Consider the following 23,984-nt stretch of genomic DNA (forward strand, 5'->3'; position numbering starts at 1 on the left):
ATCAATTATGCTTCCTATCAGGAAATTGGCGTTGGGTAACACGCATGAATCGTTACGTGACAGCCCATCCAAAATCACGCGCTATTAGCGGTTTGTTGATAGATTCAATATATGCGCAGAGCTGTATGCCCAGGATCCTTTGATCCCATCCACAATGGCCATGTTGAGATCATTGCCCGTGCGGCGAGCCTCTTTGACGAGGTAATCGTTGCTGTGTCGACGAACTATTCCAAGAACTACCGCTTTAGCGAAGAAGAACGAGTAGCCATTGTCGAAGAGACCGTAGGAGGTCTTCGCGGAGTTTCCGCAATGCCCATGGGCCAAGGGCTCCTCGCGGATTTCTGCAAGGAGCAGGGTGCCGAAGCTATCGTCAAGGGTCTGCGCAGCACCGTGGATTATGCCTATGAGATCCCCATGGCCACCATGAACCGCCACCTCACAGGCGTGGAAACAGTCTTCCTTCAGGCGGACACCAGATTTACTCATTTGTCGTCGTCACTGCTCAAAGAAGTGCAGTCGCTCGGCGGGGATGTCGCTGAATACTTTCCACGCGCAGTCATCAAGCGATTGTCGAAGAAGAGTTAGAAGCTTTGCTCGTGAGATGAAGATTGCTTGCTTCATCAGATACAGATTACCTTTTGAGAACAGTAGGGATTATCAAAATGGCGTTGACTCCAAAAATTACCAAGGCAGTCATTCCAGCTGCCGGGCTGGGAACTCGGTTTTTGCCAGCAACGAAGGCAATGCCAAAAGAGATGCTTCCCGTAGTTGATAAGCCTGCAATCCAGTATGTCGTTGCCGAAGCCGTGAACGCTGGGCTGAACGACGTGCTGATGATTACTGGGCGTAGCAAGCGCGCTCTCGAAGACCACTTCGATCGGGTTCCCTCCTTGGAAGCATCCTTGGAAGCCAAGGGGGACATGAAGAAGTTGCGTTCGGTTCAGGAAGCAACGGAACTTGGCGATATTCACTACGTACGCCAGCGCGACCCGCGAGGCCTTGGGCATGCGGTCCTATGCGCAAAGCAGCACGTAGGGCAGGAACCATTCGCAGTTTTACTGGGAGACGACTTAATTGATTCACGCGATGAACTGTTGTCGCTCATGGTAGAAACCCAGCAGAAGACCGGTGGGTCGGTGATCGCGCTCATGGAGGTCGAGCCTGAACAGATTAGCGCCTACGGCTGTGCGGACGTTTCTGCCGTCGAGGGCGAAGACTATGTGAAAGTGAACGCCCTGGTTGAGAAGCCAAGCTTGGAGGAAGCCCCAAGCAATCTGGCAATCATTGGCCGGTACCTGCTGCACCCCAGAGTTTTCGAAGTGCTTGAGCACACCGCTCCGGGACGCGGCGGTGAAATTCAGCTGACGGATGCTCTTCAAGAGCTTGCTGTGGGCATCGATGAAGGAGCCGGAGTCCATGCCGTAGTTTTCCGCGGCCGACGTTATGACACTGGTGACAAGCTGAGCTATCTCCAGGCAAACGTGACTTTGGCCGTTGAAAACGAGGAACTAGGCGCGGGCATGAAGACTTGGCTAAGGACGTTCGTCGCAAACCTCGAAGACTAATCGTAAGGGGCTACTCAGGATAATCACATTTATCTTGAGTAGTCTTTTTCTTTGCCCCTGTAGCGAGCATTGAACTTGCCACATGGGCATACCCTAGATTTTCGTTGAGAAGCTGCAGGAATGAATACCCAAAACACAAGTGAAAGCTTTACGTCTCGTAGCGCGCGCTATGGTGTGGAGCGACGGCGGAAGCGCCGCCTGCGCGGCGTTCTATTATCCGTCGTTGCGGTCGTAGTCGTTGCAGCCTTGGGTGCAGGGTTCTACCTCTTTAGTCTTCAACATCAGTTCAATTCGAAAACCAATACCTTGTCCATCGATTACAGCGATGAGCAGCAGAGTTCGAGACCTGTCAAAGATCCCGACGATGGCTCCATGAATATCTTGATGCTAGGAGTAGATCATGCTGATGATGAGCAATCGGACGCAGCCGCGCTAGACGGCGCGGTGAATCAACGTAGTGACTCCATGATGCTGGTGCATATTCCAGAAAACCGAGAGCAAATTTACATCATGTCTTTGGTCAGAGATATGTGGGTAGATATCCCAGGATTTGGCCAGAACAAGCTCAACGCTGCGGTGTCGCTTGGAGGGGTACCGTTACTGATGCAAACCGTGGAAGGTCTATTCGACACGAAAGTTGATCACGTGGCGATGATAGATTTTGAGGGCTTCCGAGAGCTTTCCACGGCCCTGGGCGGCGTTACGGTCTCCAATGAAATACCCTTCACCGCGAATGACACGGACTACTTCTATCCTGCAGGCGAGGTCACTTTAGAAGGGGATCGTGCCTTGCGTTTCGTCCGTGAACGAAAGTCATTCAGCGACGGTGACTACCAGCGCGTCAAGAATCAACGGACATTCCTCGTTGCGGCCGTGAACCAGATGCTATCCAACGATACTCTCACCAATCCGGTGAAGCTCTACGGTATTGTCGACAAAGTTTCGCCTTACCTCACCTTCGACTCGCAATTCGATGCGGCGACACTAGTTGGTTTGGGTATGCAGCTCAAAAACGTGGACACCGAAAACCTGGAGATGTTCACGATGCCGACTGCAGGTAGTTCAACTAGCGCCGATGGTCAGTCAATCGAACTTGCCAGCGAACTAGCAGTCGCTGAAATTTCAGAGGCGCTGCAAACCGATACCATGGCTGAATATTTGGCTGAGTACCCGCCAGAATAGACGTGGCCAAGCGCGAGTGGGAGCAATTGCACTCGCGTATGCAGCGCGAAATCACGTGTTACCACCACTCGTAAACTAGACTTTGATCATCTGTGCTTACGAATTCAAGTAGTAGTTAGCATTCGACAAGAGGACATTTTGCACATGACAGTTGCGGAGGAGGCCGATAAGTACGGCTTGCACCGAGTAGGGGCAAGACCGTCATTGGTCGATTACCTGAAGCAGACGTGGAGTCGTCGCGAGTTCATTTATGAACTTGCCAAGGCCCGACTTCAGTCTCAGAACGAACGTAACCGTCTGGGCATGGTTTGGGTCGTCCTGAAACCTACGTTCAATGCCCTCATGTATGGATTCATCTTTGGCATCTTGCAGGGCGGGAACCGTCCTGCTGATTTCCCTGTATTCGTGGTTATCGGAGTGTTCCTCTTCGAGTTCTTCACTACGTCGATGAATGGCGGTGCAAAATCGATCACCGGAAATACCGCGCTTGTACAATCATTGGCTTTCCCAAGACTGTCACTTCCTGTAGCTCAAGTCACCCAGAATTTCTTGACTCTTGTTCCAATGCTTGGTGTGATGTTCATTTATGCCCTCATCCTAGGAACCTCTCCGAAATGGACGTGGTTTGTGATCATTCCACTGGTGCTCCTGTTTAGCGTTTTCAATATGGGTATAGCGTTAATATGTGCACGAATAACGGTTCACATTCGAGATTTTACGAACATACTGCCGTTGATCGGACGTGTTCTCTTCTATACCTCAGGCGTGCTATTCAGCGTCGATCGTATCCTCAATCAATGGCCTTGGATGCTTGCCATATTTGACTATCACCCGCTTTACCAAACTCTGACTATCGCGAGAGCAATGATTATGGACAATAGCCCTTACGATCCACACGCGTGGCTTGTCGTGGGCATCTGGGCCATCGCTACTCTGGTGGTCGGGCTTATTTACTTCTGGAAAGCTGAGGAGCGTTACGGCCGTGCGGATTAGTTTTGATGACCTAATAAATCCTGAATTGCATCCAGACTATGAACCAGAACGGATTTTTTCAGATGACACCTCATTTATCGATGTGGTGTCTTCAGATGACGTTAAGAGCCCGAACCTAAATGTCGATTCGAGCCGCCAACCGGTAGTCATGGTGGACAACCTCCACGTGAAATACCAAGTGTATTCAAGCGGCAAAGCCGTGGGAGCTTCAGGTGCTCGCCGGTTGCTCCAGTCGAATATGCGAGGCGTTAGAACGGTTCATGCATTGAAAGGGATCTCCTTCGTGGCTTATGAGAATGAGTCAATTGGAGTAATTGGGTCAAACGGTTCGGGGAAGTCGACCTTGCTCCGAGCAATCACCGGATTGACGCCTCCTGCGTCCGGAAGTGTTTTTGCAAGATCTCGTCCGAGCTTGCTTGGGGTTGGTGCTGCCCTAATCCCCGGATTGTCTGGCGATAAGAACATCACTCTCGGCGGGCTGGCACTGGGATATAGCCGCCAAGAAGTCGAAAAGATGCGAGAAGACATCATCAAGTTCGCAGAGCTTGAAGAGTTTATAGATCTTCCCATGCGTACCTATTCGTCTGGCATGGGAGCTCGGCTGAAATTTGCCATTGCCGCGTCAAAACAACACGACATTTTGATCGTTGATGAGGCCTTGGCCGTGGGTGATGCCAAATTCCGGAAACGGAGTGAGGCCAAAATTCGTGAAATTCGGGAGAACGCCGGCACTATTTTCAACGTGTCCCACTCCATGAATTCCATCAAGGAAACCTGCAACCGTTGTATCTGGATTGAGAAGGGCGTCCAGAAGATGGACGGCGACCCTGACACCGTGATCAAGGCCTATCAGGCTCACCAGAAGAAGAAATAAAGGGACGGATGACTGAATATCCTGGCGTTGCCTATGTAATGCCTGTGCTGAACGAAGCAGAATACCTCGACGAGGCTGTCGCTTCTATCTTGGCGCAGGACTACGAAGGTGACAAGGAGCTTGTTCTTGCACTGGGGCCAAGCACGGACGAGACGAATCTTGTTGCACAGCGCCTAGCGGCTAAAGACTCGCGCATTACCTTGGTAGACAACCCGCAGGGGCGTACTCCGATTGCCTTGAATCTCGCTATCCGCAACTCGACTAATCCGATTGTTATTCGCGTCGATGCGCATAGCGAGCTGCCCGCTTCCTACACGAAGCAGGGCATTGAAACGTTGAATCGTGTTGGCGCACACGACGTAGGCGGCCTGATGGACGCCCGTGGGCGCACGGCCCTCCAGAGAGCCATTGCCGCGGCGTACCACTCCAAGTTCGGTTTCGGCGGACCTGCATATCATTCCGGCGCACCCGAGGGCGAAGCGGAGTCGGCATACCTAGGTATCTTCCGTCGCGAAGTTTTTGAAGAAGTGGGCTATTTCGACGAAAACATGTGGCGTGCTCAAGACTGGGAGCTATGCCTGCGGATCCGCCAGGCGGGGCATAAGGTCTGGTTTGATCCGGAACTCAAGGTTGGCTATTACCCGAGAGACAACTTCCCGTCCCTGATTAAACAGTCATTTGCCTCCGGAACTTGGCGCGGGGAAATTGCGCGTCGTTTCCCAGAAGGCAAGTCGTTGCGACATGACCTTCCACCATTGCTCCTTGCCGGGATTGGCGCGGGGATAGTTGCAGCAGTAATTCAGCCGTTGGCCGGTGAAAGACTTGCAAAGCCAGTCAATATCATGCTGACGCTCAGCAAAGCGATACCGGTTCTCTATGGCGCGTGCACTTTGCTCGCCGGGTTCCGGGCTAAGGGAGAAGGCCTGAAAGAAAAGCTGCTTACCGCAGCCACCTTCCCGGCCATCCACCTTCCATGGGCCGCCGGCTATATCAAGGGCCGCGCAGTGGGAGCAGGAAGCACTCTCGACAAAGGGCGAATCAAATGATTGCCGAACGCCCGGCTCGTCCCACGCTTGAAGAGCTGCGGGCAGTTTGCCAACCACCTGAAGTCCGCGCGCGCAAGAACGCGGAGCACTGGACAGCTGAGCTGTACCTGCGCCATATCTCGATCTATCTGACCGCGGTGTTGGTCCGCACCCGAATCTCGGCCAACGGTGTTACCGGGTTGATGATTCTTGCCGGTTGGTGCATGTCCCTGGCACTGTTGATCCCGGGGATCTGGGGTCCAATTCTCGCTGTAGTTCTGTCACAAGTCCAGCTCTACTTTGATTGTTCGGACGGGGAAGTTGCTCGGTGGCGTGGTACGCAGTCACCACGTGGCATTTTTATCGACATGGTCGGTCACCATACGACCGAAGCCCTCATACCTATTGCGCTGGGATATCGCGTTTTCCTAGAACTCTCGGCAGACGGATCGAATGCAGTCCAAGCCTGGCCAACACTGTTCATGGCCGGGTGCCTGGCTGTGTTGCTGGTATTGAACAGGTCCCAGTCCTTGATGGTGCATGCGGCTCGGAGCATGGCGGGACTGGCTAAACTTCCAGATACCGCAGAAGCGCGTTCAATTCCGGTGACATCCATCGTGGGTCGCTTGCGTTCGCTGGCCCGATTCTTGCCCTTCCACCGGATGCTTCACGCGGTGGAACTCAGCTTGGTAATTTTGGCTTGTTCAATCATCTCTGCTCTGGTAGGAGTTCCTGGAATTGCCGAGAAATGGATGATTTGGATTCTCTTGCCTGCAACCGTCCTGGTTAACGTTGGCCATTTCATTGCGAACATGGCTTCCACACGGCTTAAAGCCAGTTAGTTCGAAGGGAGGAAGATGATGTCTGTAAAAGAACTGCCTCGCGTCGGTGTCGTCGTGCTGACAATGGGAAACCGCCCCGCCGAGTTGCGGCGCGCTTTGGACTCCCTGCTTGCGCAGGAGTCTGTACAGATCGACGCTGTGGTCGTTGGCAATGGTTGGAATCCTGTTGATATCCCTGCCTCCATAAAGACGCATTTTCTTCCGGAGAACCTAGGAATCCCTGCGGGCCGCAATGCCGGCGTGGGTCTAGTAGAAGGCGAATTCCTCTGCTTTCTCGATGATGACTCTTGGTTCCTTGACGATGATTTCTTGATTACCTCAGTCGAGCGTTTCAAGAGCTATCCGAAGATGGGATTGCTGCAGCCGCGCATTACCGACCCGAAATCTTTCGAGAATGATCCCACCCGTTGGATCCCTCGCTTGAATAAGCGCACGGCAGAAGAACCCAGCAAGGTTTTCCACGTGGGGGAGACCTGCTTGGTCAGCCCACGCGCTCTATTTGACCAAACCGGTGGCTGGGCCGCAGGTTTCTGGTACGCACATGAGGGAATTGAACTTGCTTGGCGTATCTGGGACACCGGACACTACGTTTGGTATGCCGGAGACATGAGGATCGGCCATCCGGTCGTGGACCCGCGTCGCCATGATGAGTTTTACCGGCTAAACGCACGGAACAGGGTATGGCTGGCACGTCGGAATCTGCCGGCTCCCTTGTGCTGGATCTATCCAACTTCATGGCTCTTGGTTGAGTGCCTCAGAATGAGGAAAAATCGTTCTGCTGTCAGTCAATATGTCGCCGGTTGGCGAGCTGGCTGGCGTGGAAGTCCATGGCATCGGGAAGCTCGGCCTAAGCTTAGATGGTCAACCGTGCTTAGAATGACTATGGCGGGAAGACCACCAGTACTTTAAAACTTATGGCGAGCAACAGAGCTCGCCACTTTAACTATGCACCAGCTAAATGGCGCGGAGGTAAACATGGCTAAAACAGTTCTTACTTACGGAACCTTCGACTTGTTCCATATTGGACACCTGAATATTCTCAAGCGCCTGAAGGAAAAGGGTGACCGACTCGTAGTCGGTGTATCAACAGATGAATTCAATGCGATCAAGGGCAAGAAGCCTGTTGTTCCGTTTGCGCAGCGTCTAGAAATCGTCCAGGCCATCAAGTACGTTGACTTGGCGATCCCGGAAGAGAACTGGGAGCAGAAGCGCTTGGACATCAAAAAGTATGACGCAAAGGTCTTCGGCATCGGTGAAGACTGGCAGGGCAAATTTGATGACCTGGGCGACGAGGTAGAAGTGGTTTACCTGCCGCGCACTGCTGGCATTTCGACTACCGAAATGAAGCGTGTCTTGAGCGAATTCGATGAAAGGCACGTCGAGTCGTTGAAGAATACGCTCGACTCATTGAGCCAGATTGTCAAAGAGCTTAGCTAGCCATCTTGAGCTCGAGCCTCGTTCCCTACCCTCAGAAACTTAACCTTGCCTACAGATCACTTTCCTGAAATTGCAAAGTCCGTCGTAAAAAACGCTCTGAGGGCTATCGGGCGTCAGCCAGCCGTGAGAACCGCGACGAAGCTGCTCAACCCAGTGGCCCCAGGTGGCCCCCGCGTTGGCATAGCTGATGTGCCTGTTCCCGGTAGAGTCGCAATGTATTTCGGAGATGCATCGAGCAAGATCTATCAAGTGGCTCAATGGCTACCTGTGTTGGAGAAACTCCACCAAAAGCAAGAAGTGCTTCTGGTCTTTCGTACGCTAAGTGCATTTCGGGCAGCGTCCAAGCGTACGTCTTTGCCGAAGGTGTATATCCGGCGATACTCAGATCTCATGGATTTCTACGACGACAATGAGCTAAAGCTCATTATTTACGTCAATAACTCGTACATGAATTTCCAGTCAATCGAACACCCGCGCATGGTTCACGTGCACGTAAACCACGGGGAGAGCGACAAGCTGTCTATGGTTTCCAATCGGGCAAAGGCCTACGACAAGGTCTTCGTGGCTGGCCCCGCCGCGATTAAACGTCATGAATCAATGCTTGTTGATTTCGACTTCGACAAACTTATTGTTACTGGCCGCCCGCAGTTGGACATCGAGTTTGAGCCCGAGCTGGAACCAAGTTTGCAGATGGATGTAATGTACGCGCCCACTTGGGAGGGCGAGAACGACGACAATAACTACACCTCAATAGATCTTTACGGTGAAGAAATTGTTGATGCTCTCTTAGCGAACCCAAATTTGAGAGTCATCTATAAGCCGCATCCGCGCGTACAAGCAAGTACCGATCGGGCCGTGGCAATGGCGCACGAGAACATCGTAACCAAACTGGAAACAGCGAATTCCTTAGGGTCCAAGCACTTGGTGTGTTTGGAAGGGAATATCCTTTCAATGTTTGGTGCCACGGATGCGTTGATTACCGATGTGTCTAGCGTGGCATTGGATTTCCTGTACTTGCACCCTGAGAAACCGTTGGTGCTTTCGGATCGGAGGACCAACCAGGCGAACCTTCAGCGGGACGCCCCTGTCTCCCAGGCATGTCAAGTCGTGGACGCGAGCACGATCGGGAATGCTGTTGAACTTCTTGAAACTGCGCTAGTCAACGACCAGCTTCAAGAAGCACGAGAGGGTATGCGTCGTTTCTACTTCGGGGAACTGGACCGTGGTGATTCGACGGTACGCTTTGAACGGGTCATATTGCAGCTGATTATGGAGCGGGCGCAGAAGCTTAGCGGCATTCGGCAATGGCATCGCTAGGAGATTGTCAGCGAATTCTAGGGATCGACGCACGTCAATTCGCGCTTCTCTGGTTTCCTCAGTCCATAGACTAGCTACGAACCTCTATGCTGACTAAGAAATGGGAAAATTCGTGGATCTCGCAGGGTGGCGCGGAGTACTAAATGGGATGCTGCCGACGCCACTGATCCAAGAGATTCTTGCGTCCAAATTTGCCGTTGCCTTGCCGGGAGTGTTGTCCAATGCTCCAAAACGTCTGGAGAACGAAATTACCGTTGGCGACCGGATTGGTCGTGATTATTTCTGGGATGGGAATTTCGCACGCTATGCCACGAATCTAGAGTCACGGCACTCGTTGGAGACGGCGTCTCAATTACCAGAGATGTCCTGCTTCCCAATAGCTGAGCCTGGCTCGAACGCAACCTGCGCAACTGGGGACGGGGGATCTCGCAAATGGATTGGCAATCCTGGAGATATTCCACTTAGGTGTTCACTTGGGTATCGATTAGCTTTACGGACCGGTCAGGGATATCCCATGGTACTCGACTACGCTCATTCAGATATAGGTTGTCGAAGTCTTTTAGCGCGGTCGCTTCGGTTCGCCCGGCGTAGCCTGCCGCGAATGTTCCGCTTGAACGAGAGTCGGCAGCCAACGGACATTCGCCAAAGAACGCGCGTGGTGAAAATGCTAATTGAAGTCGTTTTCCGCGCTCGTTTTTCGTTCGAAAAGTAGATTGTGGCTGCAACGCCAGAATCTGAAAGTTAGTGACGCACAATTTTAAGGAATATCGTCAGTGGTTCTTAAGAAGCTTTCCGCACAATCTCTGGTCCAGTCGCTCGTCAGCGATGTCCGCGGCCAGCGGCTGAAAAGGAAGACATTCCATTACTACGCTGGTCATCACACGCTAGGCCTGGAGTCACGCGACGGTACCCTGCTCGTGGACGCGGAGCTGAATTACGCTCCCTCCGGCGTCTCGGTGCTGCACGGTCGGACCCTCGTGTTCAGCGCGGACACGGATAACGTGGAGCGGGCGGACACCGGACGGTTCACTGCCAAAGCAAAGATCGAGCTAGCAGTACTGCTCGAAGCGTGGGAAGACTACCGTGCGCAGAAGGCTGCAGATGCGGGGAATGCCGTCTCGGAGGATGACGACGTTGCGGTATCCGAAGAGTCCGCAGTGGACGACGAGGGTCTTTCCGCGGGCACCGTACGCTTGGCATTCAGCTTCAACTGCCTCTTTGAAGACTTGCCCACCGGGATCGCCTGGGTACAGCTCGAACCCAATGGCGAGCTGTTGCGCCGCAAGGAAGTCAAGGATCTTATTGCCGAGGAGGCACTAGTTCTCGACGGTCCGGTGATCGCTCACCGCATTATGGGTAGGTTTGAAAAGACCGAACTGCGCGATGCCGCTCACTTCCATGCGGGCGAACGCAGCGCCGGTGTCTACGTGAACAAACGTGCCGAGGTGTCCATTGGGCTGAACCGCGATGTTACGCACTCCTATCGGATTCGAACCGACAAGACGCAAGTCCAAGAGGGGGTATTCAGCCTCGCCGGGATTCTTGACACGCAAACCGATCGGCTTACCGGGGCGCACTTGAGCATTGTCGGGCGCCGCTCCCAACTGGTTTTTGAATCGCCCGTGGACCTTGCCTTGGACGATACTCTTGCGGACCGCCGGTTTGGCAAGGCTACGTACTCTTGGAAGACTTCCTTGGACTTCTCCAAAGAAGACTGGTCATTGATTGACCGGGGCGATAACTACGATGTCTACTTGATGGTCACCTCCGAGGGAAGCGACGAACCACGTCGCATCCGTGTCACCAGAACCCCATTCGTGGTCCGTTCAACCACCCGTGCCGGTGCGGTACAGGTGGGGAACCAGACGCTGGCAATTTCGCCGTACTTCACCTTCAAGGCCAAATCCACATCGTTGACTCTTGAAGTCTTCGACAAGGAGGCCTTCGCGGTCCTGGCCGATTCAAAGGCGCGGCATTTCCCGATTCTTGAGGCGGGGCGCAAGCCCATCTGGATTGTCGGAGAGCTGTCCTACAAAGCTCAGGACAATGGGCTGCACTTGTTCCGCTATTTGCGTGCCGAGCGCACGGACATCGATGCCTACTATGTCATTGACGAGAATGCCCCGGATCTGCGCAACTTCGGCTCGATGGACCATGTTGTTTTCCATGGCAGCAAAGAGCACTTCGAGTTGGCCATTAGGGCATCCCGATTTGTCGGCACCCACCATGCGGACTATCTGTACCCCACCCGTCATCAAAGCTTTTCCTCACGAACTCGCGCAACCCGAGTCTTCCTCCAGCACGGTGTCATGGGCACCAAATGGATGGTGCCCAACTATGGAAAGAACTCCCCGGGCTTCACCACGGACTTGTTCATGGTGTCCTCCGAGCGCGAAAAGCAGTACATCGTCTCGGACTTCCTGTATTCCGCAGAAGATGTCAAAGTCACGGGTCTGTCGAGGTTCGACTCGCTGCTTGCCGAGGATATCTCAACCAACCAGAACATGCTGCTGATCATTCCCACTTGGCGGGATTGGCTGCAGAACGAGGAAGCGTTCCTCGAATCCGAGTACCTGCAGCAGTGGAAGGATCTGCTCTCGTCTCCGGAACTCGCGGTATTGGCTGCCGAGCATTCGCTAGAGATTGTCTTCAGCCTGCACCCGAATATGCAGCACTTCCGCGAGCATTTCAAAGATACTCCGGCACGACTGATCGTTCAGGGCGAGGTCGACGTCCAGGAACTGATTAAAACCGCTGCGGTGATGGTTACCGATTACTCCTCGGTGGCTTTTGACTTCAGCTTCCTGCACAAACCGGTGCATTACTTCCAATTTGATCGTGCACGCTTTCTGGGCAAGCAAGGCTCGCATCTTGACCTGGACGCCGAGTTGCCGGGGCGTATCGCGTTTGACAGCGCGACCCTGCTGCAGGATCTTACGGAGACCATGGACCGGGACAAGGCCATGGAGGCCGAATACGTATTGCGTGCAGACGCCTTCATGACCCACCGGGACCAAGGCAACAGCCAGCGAGTTACCGCTGAGATCGAGCAGGCCGCGTTGCGCCGCCGCTCGCAGGACGGATGGAAGGCTGAACTGCCTGAAAAGCTCATGCGCCGATTCCGGAAGGACAAGCGCTACTTTTCGGTCATGCGCGCCCTGTTCAAGGCCGTGTCCCGCACGCCGGCCGACGATAACCTGATTGTTTTCGAGTCGGGACTGGGCAAGCAATACGGCGACTCGCCGCGGTACATCTATGAAGAACTGGTTCGCAGCGGCGATACCCGCAAAAAGGTCTGGATCTATTCGGGTGCGCATCGCTTCACCGACTCCAACACGATCACCATCAAACGGCTTTCTCCCGAGTACTTCTGGTACTTGGCGAGGGCTAAGTACTGGGTGAGCAATCAGAGCTTCCCGCACTACCTGCGCCGTCGCAAGGAAGGCATCTTCCTGCAGACCTGGCACGGAACGCCGCTGAAGCATATGGCTTTGGATATCGAGGAGATCCATGGCCGTGATGAGGGGTACGTCCAGCGAGTGTTGAATGCAACCAAGCAGTGGTCTCACCTCATCTCGCCGTCAAAATACACTACCGAGATCATGAAATCGGCGTATTCTTTCTCGGGAATCGCCGCCGAACTTGGATATCCGCGCAACGACATCCTCATGTCCAGCGACGCGCCAGCTAGGGAGGCAAAGATTCGTGAAGGGCTTGGTCTGGCTCCGGGAGTGCAAACCATCCTTTATGCGCCCACCTTCCGAGATGACGCAGGAACAGGCCGCGGTCGATTCAGCTTCGAACTTCCAATGGACCTGGAGGAATTTGACCGGCGTTTTGGTGCGGACACCGTGCTGCTGCTGCGCATGCACGTGCTCGTCTCCAACGCTATTACCATTCCGGAAGAGCTTCAAGCACGGATCATGGATGTCTCAAGCTACGCGGATATCCAGGAGCTGTACCTGGCGGCAGACGTTCTGATCACGGATTATTCTTCCGTGTTCTTCGACTATTCCCTGCTGCGTCGACCGATCGTTTTCTACGCCTATGACTTGGAAAACTATCGGGATAACCTTCGCGGGTTCTATCTGGACTACCAGAAGGAAATGCCTGGCCCGATTGTGGAGACCGAAACGGAGCTGTGGGATACCGTGCAGCGAGCCCTGGAAGGCGAGGACATTGGGGGAGTCGAGCGTGAGAGCTTCATTGCCCGCTTCGCCCCATACGACGACGGATCAGCCTCACGGCGCGTCGTGGAACGCTTTTTCCCACGTAGCTGATGGCTAGTCAGTAAAGCCCGGCATCGATAGATCGATGCCGGGCTTTACTGCGGATGGCGGCCAACACGGAAGAAATATAGCTAATTGTCCCGGTAAATAGGGAAGAATCGTCAGGTAGCTCGCGAGCCACTAATGGAAAGCCTGCGTGATCCAGCACGGGCCGATGGTTGAAGGAACACTGTGAATAGATTTAGTACCCGCGTCATCCTAGGCGTTGGACGACGTATCGAACATCGCGGCAAATTTCGCCTTGCCGCAATATTCTATGAACGGGCGCTGGCAACGAAGCTCCTGAAATCCGACGAAGTTCGTTTCCGGCTGGGATTCTGCCAGTTCAAGATGAAGAAGTATTCCTTGGCCATGGTCAATATGGAATCCGCCATCGCCCACCAACCGCACCGCTTCGGCTGGATCCAATCCCTTGCCTTGAACATGCAGCGGATGAAAAAGTTTGATCGCGCCCTTGAGCTGTTCGCGGCGGCTTGCGCTGGACAACCGCAAAATATTCGGTGGCATACTCGTTACGCCAAGTGCGCGGTTGCTGCCCGCAAGAAGGATCTTGCCGGGTCAATATTAGAGAATCTCGTTGTCAGGTTCCCATCCGAGCCTGCGAGCTCCGCGGCCCTCGCAGATCATCTGCTTCAAACCGGGCAGCGGTGGCGTGAGCTCGAAATACGCCAAGCATACGCACCGGTACACGAGCTTGAAGCCAAGTGGATGCTGCTCACCGGCCAGGCGGCACAGTTCATGGCTCGGTTCGAAATATCCCGAGACTATTTCCTGCAGGCCACGGCACTGGATCCGGAGTATTCCAAGGCCTGGTATGGCCTAGCACGAGCCTACGAAGAACTGGGCGAATACGAGAACGCACAACGAGCCGATGCCCAAGCCGTACTCACCAGCAATGACGAACAAACTTCGACGCTGGGTGTCGGACGGTTGCACGAACGAGCAAACGACTGGACACGAGCCTTGGAATCCTACCGGGAAGCGTTGGCCGCCTCCAGCCGCCCTGGGGACAGGCAGGGGCTCAACTATCGTGCAGGCGAAGTGAACAGCAAGCTGTTCAATCTGGAAGCGGCAGCCAGGCACTTCGGCGAAGCTCGGGGAACCGCAACTACGGTAGAAGGGCAGGTACTATCCGCATACGCCCAAGCACGGGTCTACGCCCGCGCTGGCAACTTCGCCGATGCCGCGGATACCTACTCGAGCTTCGTCGAATTGCTGCCGGAGCAAAGCCGTGTGGAAGAACCCGTAGCGCTCTACCGTTATGCCCATGCGCTACACCGGATGAACGACTATGAACAAGCGGCAAGTGTGTACCTTCGGGCGGCTAGCGCGTGGGGCTACCTCGACGGAACGTTGAAGGTCCCCGCTGCAGCCGGGCCGCGCGCCGCCCACCATATTGACCTAGCACAGGCGGCCGAAGAACGCGGGCAGTGGGATGATGCCGCGGAAGCGTATCGAGACGCGCTATGGCACACCTCTACGACCCAGCGGACGTGGCAGGCACGTGCAGGACAAGCACTGGCCAAGATCGGTGAGCCGCAAGTTGCCTGCGGCTACTTTGAGAATATGCTGCTCTTCACCGAAATTTCGGTGGCAGGTTTGGGAACCGCGCTCAAGGGCGTAGGGCGACACCGGGGCGCCTTATACATTCACGCGAGCGAACAACTTCCCCTGGATGAGAATCTGGTGCTTTTTGAGTCTTCTCACGGAAAAAACGTGCATTGCCATCCTCTGGCCATTTACCAAGCCATGCGCCAAGACGAACGCTTCGAAGGGTTCCGCTACGCATGGGTTTACAACGACCACAACGAGGTCCCTGCGCAGCTTTCGGAAGACCTGGATGTAGCGATTATCAAGCAACACTCGGATGCTTATATCCAGTTACTGGGAACCGCTAAATACCTGGTGAACAACGCTACCTTCCCGGCATATTACTCAAGGCGTGAGGGGCAGCAAGTCCTCAATACCTGGCATGGTACTCCGCTGAAATTCATGGGAAAGCTCGTCAAGGGTGCCATTGGAGAACACAGAAATGTGCAGCGCAACTTCCTGCACACCACACACCTGATGGTGCCGAACCGGCACACGCTGAAGACGCTGTCGCAGGATCACGACCTGGATGGGATGTTCCCGGCTTCGGTGGCACTGACCGGCAGTCCACGTGTTGACTCGATGATGAACCTCAGCGCGCAGCGCCGTGCAGAAATACTCACCGAGTTGGGGATCGATCCGCAGAACCAAAAACCTGTCGTGCTCTTTGCTCCCACCTGGCGCGGACAGCTCAATGACCGAAGCTATAACGTGAATTCATTGGTGACGGACGTAGCCCAAATGGCGCGAGGCGCCCATCAGATGTTGTTCCGCGCGCACCGCTTCGCCGAACAGCTCATTGGTGACGCGCAATTGGACGCCACAGTGGTCCCGGCATCGATCGATACCAACGAACTTCTGGCCGTTGTCGACGTGCTGATCACAGACTATTCATCGATTTTCTATGATTTCCTCCCGGCGCGAAAGCCTGTACTCTTCTACACCCCGGATTTCGAAGCCTATGATGCCGAACGCGGGCTGTATTTCGAGCGCGAAAGCTGGCCCGGAGAAGTCAGCGACAACATTGTCGATTTGGTCAGCAGCCTGCGCCGGACGCTGGACGCCCCAGCAGGCACCGCGCACCCGAACTTCGAGGAAAATCTTGCAGAGTTCGCTCCGATGGAGGATGGAAACGCGAGCGCTCGGGTCATCGAATTCTTCTTCTTTGACGATCACGCGCACGTACTCGCCCCAGAGGCCGATACTCGGACCAAACTCCTCTTCTACCAGGGTCCATTCAAGCCCAACGGAATCGCAACTGCCTTCGTGAACCTGATTGGCTCCTTGGATTCCGATAAGTATCTCGTCGCGGTGGCAGTGGACATGAACGCGACGGGTTCCGACCCGGCGGCCCTGGAAATCCTCAATTCGCTGCCCAGCCATGTGAGGGTGCTGCCGCGCGCGGGAGCCACGGCGATGTCAGCCGAGGAACGCTGGGTATCGGACTCTTTCCATGCCCAGCGCGGTTTCAGCTCGGCGGAGGCAGAAAACATTCATCTGGGCACCATGGCGCGGGAAATGAACCGCAGCTTCGGCTCCGCCCGCTTCGACATGGCCATCAATTTTGAAGGATATTCACGGTTCTGGGCCGCGCTCTTCGCCGCGGCTCGCAGCCACGCAGCTAGCACGAGCATCTACCTTCACAACGATATGGTGGGCGAATGGCTGCTGCGCTTCGGCACCATGCCAGGCTTGTTCGCCACCTACGGCCACTATGACGCCCTCGTTTCGGTGACCGACAGCGTGGGGGAGATCAATCAACGGCAACTAGGTGAACGATTCGGTATCGACGAATCAATATTCACCGTCTCGGAAAACCTGCTGGATCTGAACAAGCCTTCAGACTGGGCGGAGCTGTCCGAGCCGGTGCACGAGTTCAGTGGAGAGGGTTTGACTGTCTTTGCGAACATGGCACGCCTTTCCCCTGAAAAAGGGCAGGCGAAGCTGCTGCACGCATTCGCTCGGGTGCACGCCGCTCATGCGGATACCCGCCTGCTGCTCATCGGCGACGGCCCGCTGCGTCTGAGCCTGGAAGAACAGATAAACGAACTTGGCTTAGCCGGCAAGGTAGTTATCACAGGTCTGCTGGCCAACCCATTCCCGACCTTGAAATCTGCCGATTGTTTCGTCTTCTCCTCGGACTATGAAGGGCAAGGACTCGCAATGATCGAAGCGATGATGCTGGGCCTGCCGGCAATCTCCACCGACGTAGTCGGTTCGCGCAGCGTCTTGACAGGAGGATTCGGACTGCTTGTCGAAAATTCCGTCGAGGGACTGGCCGAAGGCATGGAGCGTCATCTCAATGGGTACAAGGCCGAGCTTGAGTTTGATGCCGAACGCTACCAATTGCAGGCGCTAGAACAATTCGAAACTCTGGTGAATAAGCCAGTGCCTGCCGGTTCACGTCTGGGCTAGGAGTCGAGCAGGGAGAGCGACTCCGTCAGGAACCGAGTCATGCTCGCGCCGGGCGTGATGTCCCCGAAGTATCTCTCAATGAGGGCATCACGTTCGGCATCCTTGGTTTCCAGCGCTTCACGGACTAGATCGGCAGTGTGCGCAGCTTCAACTGAGCTTAGGCTCGGTAGCTGTTCCAATGCGGGGGAGTCGGCCACGACGGCCTCCGAGGACACGGGTGTGGTGATGAATATGGGTTTGCCGGTAGCAAAGAAATCGTAAGCTACGGCCGAGATATCTGTGATGCACGCGTCCGCCTTATGCCATTGCCATCCCCAGTGCGCGGTGTCGTCAAAGAGCAACCGTCCAGCTGATTTCGGATTCGCCGAATTGAGTTTTTCCCGGATCTTGGCCACGTCCGCGCCGTATTGTTCTACGTTGACTCCGGACCGAGGATGCGGGCGGAATATGACGTTGAAGCCACCGTTATTGATCAACGAATCGATGACCTGCACGCCGTGGCTCGATACCGATCCGTAGTTCATTGAAGGACGGTCCCCCTCCCAGGTGGGTGCATAGAGCACCGTGGGCAGCGCACTGTTCAGCGCATAGGGAGCCAGATATTCCGCATCAATCTGCGGCCGGCCAACCAAACGGGTTCGCTGCTCGACATCATAGTTACGCAAGTTCAGCGCTAAACGGTCACGAGCGGCCTGGCCCGCACTGAAAACGTAATCGTAGGCTTTGAGCTGGTTAGACCACATATAGGCCTTTTCGCTCTCCCCATGGCAGATGAACACGTGTTTGGGATCGTTGAATCTGAGCATCTGGAAGTTGCGGATGTTCTGGTTGATGTAGAACACCACGTTGAGATTCTGCGAATCAACTAATTCTTCGATATCGCCAATCGTGGGGGCGAGATACACGGGAAGCGGGCATTCTTCAGACAATGCCAACGCGGTACCGGCATTGCGGGTAATCACCACGACGGGAGCGGATCCAGCCAGGTGCTTCAACGGCTCATACCACTGGCGGATCTGATACGCATTGACCATCGCATCGGCAAAGTACAGTGCCACTCGATACCGTTGCTCGCCGGTGGGCTGATGGAATAGGTGCCGAGCGTGCCGCCGGACGTAAGCGCGCTGCTGGCGGGCGTCCAAGCGCATCTTGGCAAACTTAGCTGCACCGGCCAAAACTGGAATCGCGCGCATTTATCCCTCTCATGAACCTCAGAAACTCATGAATCATTCTATGCAAGAGAATATTTCGGGAATTGGTGGACAGGCCAAATCACCGAAAAATTTCAAATCGTGTGATGATCTGGGTTCAAGCAAGCAAAAATCGCAGAAATGAGTGCCTTCTTGTCTTGATGCGAGAGGAAGGTGCGATATTGTGTGTTTAGTGCAACATTGATTCTATGCCGTTTGAAGGGTTCCCGGTTTGGGAACTGAGCTTCAATCAAGCTAAGATGAAATGTCGGACTATGTTTTTATAGGAGTCATCATTAGCGATAAGCGTTCTGATCGATCGTCACATGGCGCACTCGATCGCAACTCGCCATTGGTTATATCAGCCATGGACCTTGGCCGAGCGCCAGGTTCCATGAAGGCTCTTAATGAACAGGTTCCGGCACCCGCTGATGTGGGTAACGCACTCATTGGTATTCGTGGAGGATCTGAGATTTCCTTAGATCTTCGCCTCGAAGCTGTGCACGAGGGAATTTTGGTATCCGGCATTGCCACGGTGGAAATCGCTGGCGAATGTGGACGGTGCCTTGCTCCTATCGGGTTCAACTACGGGGCTGATATTCAGGAACTCTTCTATTATGAAGAGAGCGATGAATTCGAAGAAGATGATGATGTAGATCAGTATTGGGTTGTCGGTGACTATATTGACATCGATCCGGTATTGCGGAACGCAGTGGGCACAGCCCTACCGTTCCAGCCGGTATGCCGGGATAATTGTTTGGGCCTCTGCAATGAATGCGGAGTCAGCCTCAACGATGAACCTGAGCACCACCACGAGGTAGTAGATCCTCGTTGGGCAGCGCTTGCGCAGCTGTCCGAGGCCGCCACAGAAGATGTGGCAACAGATAAAACGTCAGACGAGAGAGAAGAGAAGTAGTCGTGGCTGTTCCAAAGCGGAAGATGTCCCGTGCGAATACTCGTGCCCGCCGTTCACAGTGGAAGGCTACCGCACCGAGCTTGGTGAAGACCGTTGAAAACGGCCGCGTAACCTACAGCCTGCCTCACCAGGCAAAGGTTGTCACTGACTCAGCAGGTACCGAGTTGTTCCTTGAATACAAGGGTCGCAAGGTCGCAGACGTCTAAGACATGTCTTCTAAAGAAGAACTTTTGAAGCGTCTCGGAATCGACATCGATTCCGAGACGCTTCATCTTTCGTTGACCCACCGCTCGTACTCATATGAAAACGGTGGCATACCCACTAATGAGCGCCTAGAGTTTCTTGGCGACTCCATCTTGGGCTTTAGCGTTGCAGAGCACCTCTATAAGACGTGCCCCGATCTCCCTGAAGGTGATCTAGCAAAGCTGCGTGCCGCAGTAGTCAGTACCCGCGCCTTGGCAGATATTGCCCGAGGCCTCGAACTTGGCCAGCACATTCTCCTGGGCCGCGGCGAAAGCCAGTCCAACGGTGCTAACAAGTCTTCCATCCTCGCAGACACTGTAGAGGCCCTTATCGGCGCCGTCTATCTGGTGCACGGCATGGATGAAGCGCGTGACATGGTGATGCGCCTCGTTGGCCCGCTGCTTTCCGACCCGCAACTGCTCGGTGCTGCCACCGACTGGAAAACCGTCATCCAAGAAGAAGTCGCCGCAGCCAAAAACGGTGAAATGCGCTATGCGGTTACCGGATCCGGCCCTGACCATGCTCGCTCATACGTAGCGGAACTGCTCATTGGCGATAAACTGCACGGCAAAGGCACTGGTCCGTCGAAAAAGGAAGCTGAGCAAGAAGCCGCGCGGAACACGTGGAATATGCTTCACCCCGGTGAAGATCTCCCGAAACGCTAAGGCACGGATATGCCTGAGCTGCCAGAGGTAGAAGTTGTCCGTGAAGGACTAGACAAATGGGTTCGCGCGCGATTGATCGAGTCTGCCCAGGTCCTGGACCCACGATCCATTCGGCGACATGCCGATGGTGTGCATGATTTCGAGGAAACCCTGGCCGGATGCACCCTGGCTTCGGTGGTACGGCGGGGTAAGTTTCTCTGGATGGACCTCGAAGGCCTCTCTGAGCCGGCAGCCTTAGTGGCGCATCTTGGGATGAGCGGTCAGCTCCTGGTCGAAGAGCCGGACGCACCGGATGAAAAGCACCTGAAGGTCCGATTGTCGCTCAGCGAACGCAGCGATGCACCATCCGAGTTGCGCTTCGTCGACCAGCGAATTTTTGGCGGAATGTTCCTATCCCCGCTGGTACCGACCGCGGATGGGCATCCAGGTGGCGCCGGCAGCGATAAACCGTGTATTGCACAGGCCGCCGCACATATAGCTCGAGATGTCTTGGACCCTTATAGGGACCCGGATTCGCTTTATCTTTCGCTGCGTAAACGCACCACTGATCTGAAGAGGGCAATTCTTGACCAGGGGGTGATCTCCGGTGTTGGCAATATCTACGCCGACGAGGCGCTTTGGCAGGCAGGACTTTCCGGGCTCCGCAACACCGCGACCATCAGGCGCCCAGAGGTCGTGCGCCTGGATGCTGCACTCATCGACGTGATGTCCCGTGCGCTAGACGCCGGAGGGACCAGCTTCGACTCCCTATACGTCAATGTGAACGGCGCTAGTGGCTACTTTTCCCGCTCCCTGAACGCCTATGGGCGCGAAGGCAAGGCCTGCCAACGCTGCGCCGGCAACGGAAAAGAATCGATGATCCGCCGAGACCCTTTTATGGGGCGCTCCTCGTACAGCTGCCCCGTATGCCAGCCGCGGCCTCGGCGGCGGTAGATCAGAGAAGCGGCATTTTTGAAGGATCGAACTTCAAGTGTGAACATTTCTTGATAGTTCTCCCATGGTTTTTCGCGACGGAACTCGTATTCCCCGGGTGCCAAATCTTCGAATCAAGCCGGACTATCGTCTGTGAATCCTAAAGTGCGTTTGAAGAATTCAAATTTCTGACGACAACAAAAATTGGTACGCTTGTACTATGCTTTCAAGGAAAGACAGAAGTTTATTAATGACAACAGTATCTTAGGAGACACCATCATCTCGGTTTCAGTCCCAGTAATCGGCTCAGGTTTATCAGCCATATCGAGAGACGAGTATAAAGATGGGATCACAGTCTTTGGCCCTCTGAAAGCCTCGATTCGGCAAAATGTGAAGGTCGCGATCGATGGATGCGCTATCGTGGGGGGGCACGTGATACATGACGATGAGCAATTGTCCAAGGTACTGGCAAATAAGAAATTCGATAGCTCTAACACATTGCTCGATTGGTGGGGGACGAATTCAAAAAATCCAAATGCGATATATTATTTTGACAGTGAAGAGGGAATTGCAGCGATCGCTCCAGACCCACTTGGAGCTGCGGCAATTTATCAATATCAGAATGCAGGGATAAATCTCTATTCAACGTGCCTGGATTCATTGGAGATAATTGTTAATTCTCTAAGTCTCCCGTTGACCAAATCAGTCAAATTTCAAGTTCAGAGGATTATTCTAGGTAACGGTGGCTACGATTCAAGCCCATACGAAGAGATAACCACCATTGAGGCATTTCACTATCTTCAAATAAGCGACGCTGGCTCGCTTGTCGAACGCTACTCCATCTTTGACCATCTAGATCATCCGTATTCATATTTGTCAGAACTTGATGCGACCAAAAAAGATATTTCAGATTCCATTGCTGCTATTGCTAATTCAAATTATTCAACCAAAATATCGCATATCACTGGTGGATTCGATTCTCGTTTATTATTATCAGCGATCATTGATAGTGACGCGTCGGACGTTTTTCAGTTTTTCTGTTCGGGCCCAACAGGGACTGCAGACCGACTAGTGGCTGACTCGATAACTGTTGACTACAGATTGCGCCGAACAAACAAAGCTGGATTATCTGCCGGTCCTACGAACAACGTTACTGAGCAGTTGGTAGCACCTTTATTCCATAGCAATGGCGTCGCAAATACGGGACCTAACGGCAGGGAAGAGAAAAGCGGAATCCTTGCAGTCGGTGGAGGCTATGGAGGGTTACTTAGATCTACCTTTGGAGCCAGGATGCAATCGCTCGATTCATCCAGTACACCACAAGAGATATTTAGTAAATTTGATCCTTATTATGATCATAAAAATTCCATGTTATCGGGACATTCATTTAGTGGAATCAAGTCATCACTAAAGGTCGAATGGTCCAAAATATCAGAACAGTATAGAGCCCCGGCGCAGTATGGTGATGCTCTGTATTTGCATGTACGAAACAGATATCATTTTGGATACAACGCAATGCAATGGAGCCGAATCGGTTCAAGAGTGGACCCCTTGTATTCAGTGCACGGATATTTCCTGAGTATCCGGAGTACGCCCATGCTGCGGGCCAGTAACTTGATCGGTCACGATCTGCTGGCCGCTTTTCATCCAAGCTTGTTGACGGTGCCTTTCGATAAGCCCAAATTCGATCACAGCTTGATTGGCGACTCACGTCCAGAATCGCCGACTAGCTTGTTGAAAGTGTGGACCCCTGAAAAGTATGATAATTCGGAAGAAGTGTTGTTTAACGACAGCGATATTCTACCGAGCCAGATTCGTGAATTTTTGGTGGCTGCCCCTAAACCGAGTGCTGAGACCAGGAAAAAAATTATCGCTGAAGCGAATAAATTAGGCTTAAACTATTGGCAAATCGAAAATCTAGATGCCGCGCAAAAAATTTTGCAGAAGGTTATCAAATCAACAGCTGAGCATACTTTGGGAAGCGAGATCGATGGCGCTTATCTGAGTCATTTAGCTACTGGCAATCTTCGCAACCGTAAAGATATTCGAAATCTGTACACGATAATGTCGACGTCTCTGTGGCTCGCGGTTCTTTAAGAGTCTAGATAATTTCCCCTGTTTCGCGGCAAACCCTTAGCAAGTAGTTTTAACCACGCTAGAATATATTTGACGGTGTCATATATCAGGGCATCGGTGACAAACTACATCAAGACATCAGTAACACTTGATGTATCAAGGCTTCGGTAATACTCACTGATCTTCCTGAGGATTCTCGAACAGGGCTGTCGCATGCTTCAGCCTCCGATATTTCGTTCCTTCTGAAATCGTGAAATCGTGAAATCGTATCTAGCGATCAGTTCGCCTCGCATCGTCTCCAGCATCAATTCCTGCTGATTCCAGCGGGCTGTTAGCGCGGTGCTGCGCATGAGCTTACCCAAGTAAATCTCCACGCCAGGGATTCGGATGCATCGGTTCTTGTCCGCGCGCATCAAATGCTCTGCGGAGCTTTCCATGTGTTCAGCTGCTTAG

18 protein-coding genes are annotated in these 23,984 nt (G+C 53.7%); 17 read left to right on the top strand and 1 reads right to left on the bottom strand.

The window, feature by feature from the left end; translation table 11 throughout:
- The first annotated feature begins 111 nt into the window (after positions 1-111).
- The 12 genes from coaD to ACT3UA_RS13210 all read left to right on the top strand — a co-directional run bounded on the left by coaD (position 112) and on the right by ACT3UA_RS13210 (position 17,529).
- Positions 112-585 (top strand): pantetheine-phosphate adenylyltransferase, encoded by a 474-nt coding sequence (coaD, locus tag ACT3UA_RS13155; RefSeq protein WP_444616890.1) that lies wholly within the window; start codon positions 112-114, stop codon positions 583-585.
- Between the two features lie 77 nt (positions 586-662).
- Entirely contained in the window at positions 663-1,565 is a 903-nt protein-coding gene (galU, locus tag ACT3UA_RS13160; RefSeq protein ID WP_444616892.1) for a UTP--glucose-1-phosphate uridylyltransferase GalU, read from the top strand.
- 120 nt (positions 1,566-1,685) lie between these two features.
- On the top strand, positions 1,686-2,747 hold the full coding sequence (locus tag ACT3UA_RS13165; protein ID WP_444616894.1) for an LCP family protein: 1,062 nt from the start codon (positions 1,686-1,688) through the stop codon (positions 2,745-2,747).
- 144 nt (positions 2,748-2,891) lie between these two features.
- Entirely contained in the window at positions 2,892-3,740 is an 849-nt protein-coding gene (locus ACT3UA_RS13170) for an ABC transporter permease (protein WP_444616896.1), read from the top strand.
- A 148-nt stretch (positions 3,741-3,888) separates the two neighbouring features.
- Complete coding sequence (locus tag ACT3UA_RS13175; RefSeq protein ID WP_444616919.1) at positions 3,889-4,614, top strand: ABC transporter ATP-binding protein; 726 nt, start codon at positions 3,889-3,891, stop codon at positions 4,612-4,614.
- Between the two features lie 8 nt (positions 4,615-4,622).
- Positions 4,623-5,660, top strand: a complete 1,038-nt coding sequence (locus tag ACT3UA_RS13180; RefSeq protein ID WP_444616898.1) for a glycosyltransferase family 2 protein — start codon at positions 4,623-4,625, stop codon at positions 5,658-5,660.
- Entirely contained in the window at positions 5,657-6,481 is an 825-nt protein-coding gene (locus ACT3UA_RS13185; RefSeq protein ID WP_444616900.1) for a CDP-alcohol phosphatidyltransferase family protein, read from the top strand. The genes ACT3UA_RS13180 and ACT3UA_RS13185 overlap by 4 nt, the downstream gene beginning before the upstream one ends.
- Before the next feature lie 15 nt (positions 6,482-6,496).
- Positions 6,497-7,390 carry a glycosyltransferase family 2 protein gene (locus ACT3UA_RS13190; RefSeq protein ID WP_444616902.1) on the top strand — a complete coding sequence of 298 codons (894 nt, stop codon included), beginning with the start codon at positions 6,497-6,499 and terminating at the stop codon, positions 7,388-7,390.
- Positions 7,391-7,426: 36 nt separating this feature from the next.
- On the top strand, positions 7,427-7,918 hold the full coding sequence (locus ACT3UA_RS13195; RefSeq protein ID WP_444616904.1) for an adenylyltransferase/cytidyltransferase family protein: 492 nt from the start codon (positions 7,427-7,429) through the stop codon (positions 7,916-7,918).
- Between the two features lie 390 nt (positions 7,919-8,308).
- Positions 8,309-9,235 (top strand): CDP-glycerol glycerophosphotransferase family protein, encoded by a 927-nt coding sequence (locus ACT3UA_RS13200; RefSeq protein ID WP_444616906.1) that lies wholly within the window; start codon positions 8,309-8,311, stop codon positions 9,233-9,235.
- Between the two features lie 773 nt (positions 9,236-10,008).
- Complete coding sequence (locus tag ACT3UA_RS13205; protein WP_444616908.1) at positions 10,009-13,515, top strand: CDP-glycerol glycerophosphotransferase family protein; 3,507 nt, start codon at positions 10,009-10,011, stop codon at positions 13,513-13,515.
- 180 nt (positions 13,516-13,695) lie between these two features.
- Positions 13,696-17,529 carry a CDP-glycerol glycerophosphotransferase family protein gene (locus ACT3UA_RS13210; protein ID WP_444616910.1) on the top strand — a complete coding sequence of 1,278 codons (3,834 nt, stop codon included), beginning with the start codon at positions 13,696-13,698 and terminating at the stop codon, positions 17,527-17,529.
- Here ACT3UA_RS13210 and ACT3UA_RS13215 read toward each other — a convergent pair.
- On the bottom strand, positions 17,526-18,722 hold the full coding sequence (locus tag ACT3UA_RS13215) for a CDP-glycerol glycerophosphotransferase family protein (RefSeq protein WP_444616912.1): 1,197 nt from the start codon (positions 18,720-18,722) through the stop codon (positions 17,526-17,528). The two genes, ACT3UA_RS13210 and ACT3UA_RS13215, sit on opposite strands and share 4 nt — an antisense overlap.
- A 349-nt stretch (positions 18,723-19,071) precedes the next feature.
- Between ACT3UA_RS13215 and ACT3UA_RS13220 the strand changes: the two genes are divergently transcribed.
- The 5 genes from ACT3UA_RS13220 (at position 19,072) to ACT3UA_RS13240 (ending at position 23,552) form a co-directional block, all read left to right on the top strand.
- Positions 19,072-19,635, top strand: coding sequence for a YceD family protein (locus tag ACT3UA_RS13220; RefSeq protein ID WP_374954785.1), 564 nt, complete (start codon positions 19,072-19,074; stop codon positions 19,633-19,635).
- Positions 19,636-19,637: 2 nt separating this feature from the next.
- Positions 19,638-19,841, top strand: a complete 204-nt coding sequence (gene rpmF, locus ACT3UA_RS13225; protein ID WP_060701450.1) for a 50S ribosomal protein L32 — start codon at positions 19,638-19,640, stop codon at positions 19,839-19,841.
- Positions 19,842-19,844: 3 nt separating this feature from the next.
- On the top strand, positions 19,845-20,543 hold the full coding sequence (rnc, locus tag ACT3UA_RS13230) for a ribonuclease III (RefSeq protein WP_105569194.1): 699 nt from the start codon (positions 19,845-19,847) through the stop codon (positions 20,541-20,543).
- Between the two features lie 9 nt (positions 20,544-20,552).
- Positions 20,553-21,476: a bifunctional DNA-formamidopyrimidine glycosylase/DNA-(apurinic or apyrimidinic site) lyase gene (mutM, locus tag ACT3UA_RS13235; protein ID WP_444616915.1), complete on the top strand. Its 924-nt coding sequence runs from the start codon at positions 20,553-20,555 to the stop codon at positions 21,474-21,476.
- A 192-nt stretch (positions 21,477-21,668) separates the two neighbouring features.
- The gene (locus ACT3UA_RS13240) at positions 21,669-23,552 is read left to right on the top strand and encodes a hypothetical protein (protein WP_444616917.1); all 1,884 of its coding nucleotides are present in this window, start codon (positions 21,669-21,671) and stop codon (positions 23,550-23,552) included.
- The last annotated feature ends 432 nt before the right edge of the window (positions 23,553-23,984 follow it).

Source organism: Glutamicibacter sp. 363, from assembly GCF_052379505.1.
GTDB lineage: Bacteria > Actinomycetota > Actinomycetes > Actinomycetales > Micrococcaceae > Glutamicibacter.